Raw genomic sequence first — 7,580 nt, forward strand, 5'->3', positions numbered from 1 at the left:
ATTTACTTAAAACTGCGATCGGCAAACAATTGGTCCTTTAATAGCTTTAAGCCATCTTTAATTTTTCTTGCCCTTACGTCACCAATCCCTTCAACTTCGTCCAATTCAGCAACAGATGCTTTTATTATTGAAGGAAGGTCGTGAAATCGATTAATTAAATTTTCAATGATTACCGGCGGTAAACGGGGAATTTTGCTCAGCATCCGATATCCGCGGGGGGACTTTATCTCATCAAGATGGACATAACCGTGATAGCCAAACTGTTTCAAGACAAGGTTATCTTCGATTATCTCCATATGCGCAAATTCATGCAGCTTTCTCATCGCTTCACTCACATTCACATCTCTTGAATAGGCATAATCCTTAATGATTAGCTGTGATTCCTTTTCCATATCTATTAGAAGTTCATTCATTTGCAGCTGAATGAGCCTGCCTTCTGTTCCTAATTCGCTTAAATAATTCAGTAGCTCGTTTTTGATTCTTAGTACCATTGTAAAGCGGTGCAGTGTCTGTAATATATCACTATAAGTAACAAGTTCCTCAAACTCTAAGACACTTAAATTGGTGACGCTTTGCTCTAATACCACTCTGTACTTTTCTAATGTTTGCACGGCTTGATTAGCCTTTGCCAGGATAACGGCAATATCTCGGAGTGCATACCGGAACTGACCTTGATAGAGGGTAATGACATTCCTTCTTTGTGAAATAGCAATAACTAGTGCACCTGTTTGTTTCGCAACCCTCTCGGCCGTTCGGTGACGCATACCCGTTTCTGACGAAGGAATACTCGTATCAGGTGCTAATTGAGCGTTGGCAATTAAAATCTCGCTGCCTGATTCATTTAAAATAATCGCACCATCCATCTTAGAAAGTTCATACAAATAGCTCGGCGAAAATGGGCATTGAATCTTAAATCCTCCATTAACAAGTGTTCTTACCTTTTCATAACAGCCAAACACAATTAATCCGCCTGTGTTCGCTCGCAGGACATTATCAATTCCTTCCCGAATAGGTGTTCCCGGGGCCATAAATTGTAAGATTCTACTCATTGATTGATCGCCAGACTTTTTGTTTTCCACTCTTTATCCCCCTAAAGCAGCTTGTAATGCTTCACTAACAGAAGCCACCCCGATTAATTGAATTCCTTTTGGTCCTGTCCAACCTCCAAGATTATTTTCTGGCAGAATAATTCGTTCAAAGCCTAGCTTTGCGGCTTCCTGAACCCGTTGTTCAATGCGGGAAACCCGTCTAACCTCCCCTGTCAACCCTACTTCTCCTATGACACAGTCAGTTGGTCTTGTAGGTTTATCACGAAAGCTTGAAGCAATACTGACTGCAATCGCTAAATCAATGGCTGGCTCATCTAATTTTACACCGCCTGCTACTTTTAAATAAGCATCCTGGTTTTGCAGCAGCATCCCAACCCTTTTTTCTAATACAGCCATTAGAAGCGGGACGCGATTATGATCAATACCCGTTGCCATTCTGCGCGGATTCCCAAAGCTCGTAGGGGATATAAGCGCTTGTATTTCAACAAGTACAGGCCGAGTGCCTTCCATTGATGCAACAACAGTTGAACCTGCTGCCCCTTGGGAACGCTCCTCTAGAAAGATTTCAGATGGATTCGCCACTTCCTCAAGACCGGCTTCCTTCATCTCAAAAATCCCCATCTCATTGGTCGATCCAAATCTATTTTTCACAGCACGAAGAATACGGTATGTATGGTGGCGTTCTCCTTCAAAATATAGAACCGTGTCAACCATATGCTCTAACAAACGAGGCCCGGCAATCGATCCTTCCTTTGTTACATGACCAACAATAAAAATAGCGATATTTTTTGTTTTTCCAATTCTCATCAACTCTGATGTACATTCACGCACCTGAGAAACACTGCCCGGTGCGGAGGTAATTTCCGGATGGAAGACCGTCTGAATCGAGTCCACTATAACAAATTCCGGATTGACTGTCTCAATCGTTCGGCTTATTTCCTCTAGATTCGTTTCAGCATATACAAGCAGATTCTCAGAGGATATCCCTAAACGGTCTGCTCTCAGCTTTGTTTGGCGCATTGATTCCTCACCAGAAATATACAAAACAGAATGCTGTTTCATAGCTAATTGTGATGAAACCTGAAGCAGCAATGTTGATTTTCCTATTCCCGGGTCCCCTCCAATCAAAACAAGCGAGCCTTTCACGATTCCGCCACCTAATACACGGTTTAGCTCCCTTGAATCAGTAAAGATACGTGCTTCGTTGACTGTTTCCACAGCTGTTATCGGCGTTGGTTTAGCTGCAATTTTTGATTCTTCTGTATGAGCAAATGTTCTTCTAGAAGAAGCCTTTTCTACTTCCTCTACCATGCTGTTCCAGTTTCCGCAACCGGGACATTTTCCCATCCATTTAGGGGACTCATATCCGCAATCATTGCATATAAATTTCGATTTTCTTTTGGCCACTTGCTTTCTTCACTTCCTTAATTCACTACCTATTCTATTTTGATTCGATGTATAGTATACGGGTTTTCGCCAATTATGAGTACTCTTTGTTTTTTATTAGACTATGTTAACGAATTATGTTGATACGTTAGATTTTTGGCCCATCCGTGAGAGATGTTAATAAACAAACTTTTTATTAAAAAGAGGTACACGTTAGATTTCTCGTGTACCCCTTGCTGTAATGTTAGTTTTGTAATTGTGATTCTGGCTGCAGTTCTGATGCTTTGATTGTAAATTCATCATTCTCAACATCAACGACAACTTCCTGCCCAGTTAATACAGTTCCTTTTAAAAGTTCCTCTGATAAACTATCCTCAATATTCTTTTGAATCGCTCTGCGCAGCGGGCGAGCGCCGTATTCCGGATCATATCCTTCAACAGAGATTTTTTCTAATGCTGCATCAGTTAACTTCAACGTAATATTTTGCTCTTTTAAACGTTTTGTTAATTGATCTGACATGAGAGAAACAATTTCCTTCAAATGTTTTTTCTCTAATGAATGGAATACAATGATTTCATCAATACGGTTAAGGAATTCTGGACGGAACGCTTTCTTCAGTTCCTCCATAACCTTCCCTTTCATATCTTTATAATCCTGGTTAGCATCTTGAATATTAAACCCTACATATTTATTTCTCTGTAATGCCGAAGCACCTACGTTAGATGTCATAATTAACACTGTATTACGGAAATCTACAGTCCGTCCTTTGGAATCCGTTAATCTTCCATCCTCTAATACTTGCAGCAGGATATTAAAGACATCCGGGTGTGCTTTTTCAATTTCATCCAATAACACAACAGAGTATGGCTTTCTTCTTACTTTTTCAGTTAGCTGACCGCCTTCCTCATAGCCGACATAGCCTGGAGGTGAACCAACAAGTCTTGATGTGGAATGCTTTTCCATGTACTCAGACATATCAATCCTGATCATAGCATCTTCATCACCAAACATGGCTTCGGCTAATGCGCGAGCTAACTCCGTTTTACCTACACCTGTTGGGCCAAGGAATACGAAGGAGCCAATTGGACGTTTTGGATCCTTTAGACCAGCACGTGCACGACGGACTGCCTTTGAAATAGCGATAACTGCCTCTTCCTGCCCAATGACACGTGAATGAAGGATCTCCTCAAGCTTCAATAGTTTATCAGTTTCAGTTTGCTGCAGTTTTGAAACAGGGATTCCTGTCCAGCTGGATACTACACTTGCAATATCCTCAACTGTTACTTCACTGTTTTCCTTACCCTGCTTTTCCTTCCAAATCTTCTTCGTTTCCTCTAACTGTTCACGAAGACGCTGCTCTGAATCTCTTAACGATGCAGCTTTTTCAAATTCCTGACTTTGAACAGCAGCATCCTTCTCTTTTCTTACTTCTTCAAGTTTTACTTCCAGCTCCTTTAGATTAGGAGGCGTCGTATATGAGCGAAGGCGAACCTTTGAACCTGCTTCATCAATTAAATCAATCGCTTTATCTGGAAGGAAACGATCTGAAATGTAACGGTCAGATAGCTTAACAGCTGCTTCAATTGCATCATCTGTTATTGATACTCTATGATGCGCTTCGTATCTGTCGCGTAATCCTTTTAAAATCTGAATGGATTCATCAGCAGTCGGTTCATCCACCATAATTGGCTGGAAACGTCTCTCTAGAGCGGCATCTTTTTCAATATACTTGCGATACTCATCTAATGTTGTTGCACCGATACATTGTAATTCTCCGCGAGCAAGGGAAGGCTTTAAGATATTTGATGCATCAATAGCCCCTTCTGCTCCACCGGCACCAATCAATGTATGAAGTTCATCAATAAATAAAATAATATTTCCTGCCTGGCGAATTTCATCCATTACTTTCTTTAACCGGTCTTCAAATTCTCCGCGGTATTTTGTACCCGCAACAACGGTTCCCATATCAAGGGTCATAACTCGTTTATTACGAAGAATTTCCGGAACCTCATTGTTTACAATTTGCTGTGCAAGTCCTTCAGCAATAGCAGTTTTACCAACCCCTGGTTCACCAATTAGAACAGGGTTGTTTTTAGTACGTCTGCTTAACACTTCTATCACACGTTGAATTTCTTTGCTTCGTCCGATGACTGGATCTAAACTTCCTTCACGGGCAATAACCGTTAGGTCACGAGCTAAGCTGTCTAGAGTAGGTGTATTGGCACTTGCTGCAGAACCACCTTGGTGTGAGCCAGACTCGTTGCTTCCAAGAAGCTGAAGTACTTGCTGACGGGCTTTATTTAAGCTGACTCCTAAATTGTTTAGTACACGTGCGGCAACACCTTCACCTTCACGAATAAGTCCTAAAAGGATATGCTCAGTTCCAACATAAGAATGACCCAGCTTTCTTGCCTCATCCATAGATAGTTCTGTTACTTTTTTTGCTCGTGGTGTGTAATGAATGGACCCAGTTGCATCCTGGCCTCTGCCAATCAAATCCTCGACTTCCTTTTGAATTTTCTCTGAGCTGAGTCCTAATGCGTACAATGCTTTTGCTGCTATTCCCTCACCCTCACGGACAAGCCCTAATAAAATATGTTCTGTACCAATATTATTATGACCTAAACGAATCGCTTCTTCCTGGGCCAAAGCCAGCACCTTTTGAGCTCTTTCTGTAAATCGTCCAAACATCATGTCCACTTCCTCCCTACTCTTGTTTTTCTAAATTTAGTCTTTCTCTTATGAGAGTAGCCCGACGAATATCCCGTTCATTTGGCCTTAATGGACCACCGGCATATTGCTGTAAAAATCCAGGCTGGGTTAATATCATTAATTCATTTAATATATTTTGGGAAATATTTTTTATATAACCCATATCAATTCCAAGCCTTACATCAGATAGGCATCTAGCAGCTTCCTTTGTTTCAATAATCCTGCTGTTAGTTAAAACTCCTAAGGAACGGTAAACCCTATCTTCTAACTGTATATTTGATGTCTTAAATAATGCATCACGGGCTGATCGCTCCTGTGAAACAATTTGACTTACTACACTTTTTAAATCTTCCACAATATCCTCTTCAGATTTACCTAATGTCATCTGATTGGAAACTTGAAAGATATTACCTAATGCTTCGCTGCCTTCACCATAAATTCCTCTAACTACAAGCCCAAGTTGATTAATTGCCGGGATAATTCTATTCATTTGCTGTGTGAGAACAAGTCCCGGAAGGTGCATCATTACTGAGGCACGAAGTCCAGTACCTACATTTGTTGGACAACTTGTTAAATAACCAATTGACTCATCATATGCATAGGTCGTATAATCCTCTATCCAATCATCAATTTCATTTGCCATGGATAACGCCTCTTGCAGCTGTAACCCCGAAAATAGGCATTGAATTCTGATATGATCTTCTTCGTTAATCATAACACTAATTCCTTCATTTTCCGAAAGTAAACATGCCCCATGATTTGCATCTTCAGCAAGATTTGGACTGATTAAATGTTTTTCTACTAATACTCTCTTCTGAAGAGGCTGCAGCTCTTGCATAATTAGCAGATCCATTTCACCTGCTTTTGAAAACGGAAGATTCTGCATTCTGTTTTTTATAATCTCAATGATCTCCAATGCTTCTTCATTTGAATATAAAAGCGGAAATCTGTATTGATCAATATTTCGGGCTAACCGTATTCTCGAACTAAGAACAATATCTGAGTCAGGGCCTTCACCGCTCATCCAAGAGCTTACGGCTTGATTCAAAAAACGCTCCAGTGACAAGTTATTCCCCTCCTCTAGCAGTTTCATCTAATTTTCGATCTAATGAGCGGATCTCGTCTCTTATAATTGCTGCTTTTTCAAACTCTTCATTTGCTATCAAATCTTGCAACTGCAGCTTCAACTCTCCTATATTTTTCATGATATGCATGGTACCGCCAATTCTTTTAGGTATTTTACCTTTATGTGTAGAGTTGCCGCTGTGAAGCCGTTTATAGATTGGCTTTAATTGATCTCTGAATGCAGCATAACAGTTTGAACAACCAAATCTACCGGTTTTAACAAACTGTGAAAATGTCATTTTACAATGATTACATTGTAGAATTTCCTGTTTTTCAAATGGATTTTTTTGTTGTGTCTGTTGAATTTTTGGCTCCATATTGAACAATCCAGCTAATATATTATTAATCGAGAATCCCGTCGGATTAGCAAGCATAAACATTTCGCCTTTTTCTGATGCGCATTTTTCACAAAGATGAAATTCCTCTTTTTGACCATTCACGATTTTTGTAAAATGAAGTGTTGCCGGTCGCTGATTACATTCCTGACATACCATGGTATCCACCTCTTTACCAACTTAATCATTTATTTATATTTTAATTGTTGAAGCATGGCTTTCAACATTCTTGCTCGTAATTCATCACGATGAGGAAGGTCAATATATAAAACAGAGCGGTCAATTACACTCAGCATAATTCTAGCCTCCCGATCTGTAATAATTCCTTCTTCAACAATGCGGTAGATCACATCTTCTGCACTGCCTTGAGTAACTCGGGTTTGAATAAGATTCATCAATTGATCAATTAAATCTGCATGGTCATATGACTGAACCTTCATAATTCGTATATATCCTCCGCCCCCACGCTTACTTTCAACAACATAGCCTTTTTCTATTGTAAATCGTGTATTAATAACATAATTTATTTGTGAAGGAACGCATTGGAATTTATCGGCTATTTCATTTCGCTTGATTTCTACTATTTCTTTTTCACTCATTTCTAGGACTTTTTTTAAGTAGTTTTCAATAATATCCGAGATATTTCTCACCAAGCTTCCTCCTTTCTGACTTTGACTATATTTGACTTTAATTATACATGATTCACCTTGTTTCTGGCAAATAAACAGACTTTAGTAATTTTCCCATTTTAACGTCTTCTCAAACCCAGTGAAAATGAAATTTATTTATAGGAGGCTCGCTATATGTATATGTTCATTCGTAATAAAAGAACCAAAAAAACCGTATGCCGTTAATTGCATGCAGTTTAAGATTTTTCAAATTTAATTGGATTAATAAAAAAAGAGAGTACCCATTTGGATACTCTCTTGCTTGGCGACGTCCTACTCTCACAGGGGTAAGACCCCAACTACC

The 7,580-nt window shown here is 39.6% G+C and carries 6 protein-coding genes; all 6 read right to left on the minus strand.

What is annotated here, in order from left to right:
* Positions 1-2: 2 nt before the first annotated feature.
* The gene (disA, locus tag F4V44_RS20105) at positions 3-1,079 is read right to left on the minus strand and encodes a DNA integrity scanning diadenylate cyclase DisA (protein WP_150441805.1); all 1,077 of its coding nucleotides are present in this window, start codon (positions 1,077-1,079) and stop codon (positions 3-5) included.
* Positions 1,080-1,082: 3 nt separating this feature from the next.
* Positions 1,083-2,456 (minus strand): DNA repair protein RadA, encoded by a 1,374-nt coding sequence (gene radA / locus F4V44_RS20110; protein WP_150441806.1) that lies wholly within the window; start codon positions 2,454-2,456, stop codon positions 1,083-1,085.
* A gap of 223 nt (positions 2,457-2,679) precedes the next feature.
* Positions 2,680-5,130 (minus strand): ATP-dependent protease ATP-binding subunit ClpC, encoded by a 2,451-nt coding sequence (clpC, locus tag F4V44_RS20115; RefSeq protein WP_150441807.1) that lies wholly within the window; start codon positions 5,128-5,130, stop codon positions 2,680-2,682.
* A gap of 13 nt (positions 5,131-5,143) precedes the next feature.
* Entirely contained in the window at positions 5,144-6,214 is a 1,071-nt protein-coding gene (locus F4V44_RS20120; protein WP_150441808.1) for a protein arginine kinase, read from the minus strand.
* A gap of 1 nt (position 6,215) precedes the next feature.
* Positions 6,216-6,767 (minus strand): UvrB/UvrC motif-containing protein, encoded by a 552-nt coding sequence (locus F4V44_RS20125; protein ID WP_150441809.1) that lies wholly within the window; start codon positions 6,765-6,767, stop codon positions 6,216-6,218.
* 29 nt (positions 6,768-6,796) lie between these two features.
* Entirely contained in the window at positions 6,797-7,258 is a 462-nt protein-coding gene (locus F4V44_RS20130; RefSeq protein ID WP_150441810.1) for a CtsR family transcriptional regulator, read from the minus strand.
* Positions 7,259-7,580: the final 322 nt, after the last annotated feature.

Origin of the sequence: Niallia endozanthoxylica (genome assembly GCF_008710145.1) — a bacterium.
Classification (GTDB): Bacteria; Bacillota; Bacilli; order Bacillales; family Cytobacillaceae; genus Bacillus_BD; species Bacillus_BD endozanthoxylica.

Coding starts and splice junctions, on each gene's coding strand:
- clpC (WP_150441807.1), bottom strand. CDS start 5,130: ATGATGTTTGGACGATTTACAGAAAGAGCTCAAAAGGTGCTGGCTTTG.
- F4V44_RS20125 (WP_150441809.1), bottom strand. CDS start 6,767: ATGGTATGTCAGGAATGTAATCAGCGACCGGCAACACTTCATTTTACA.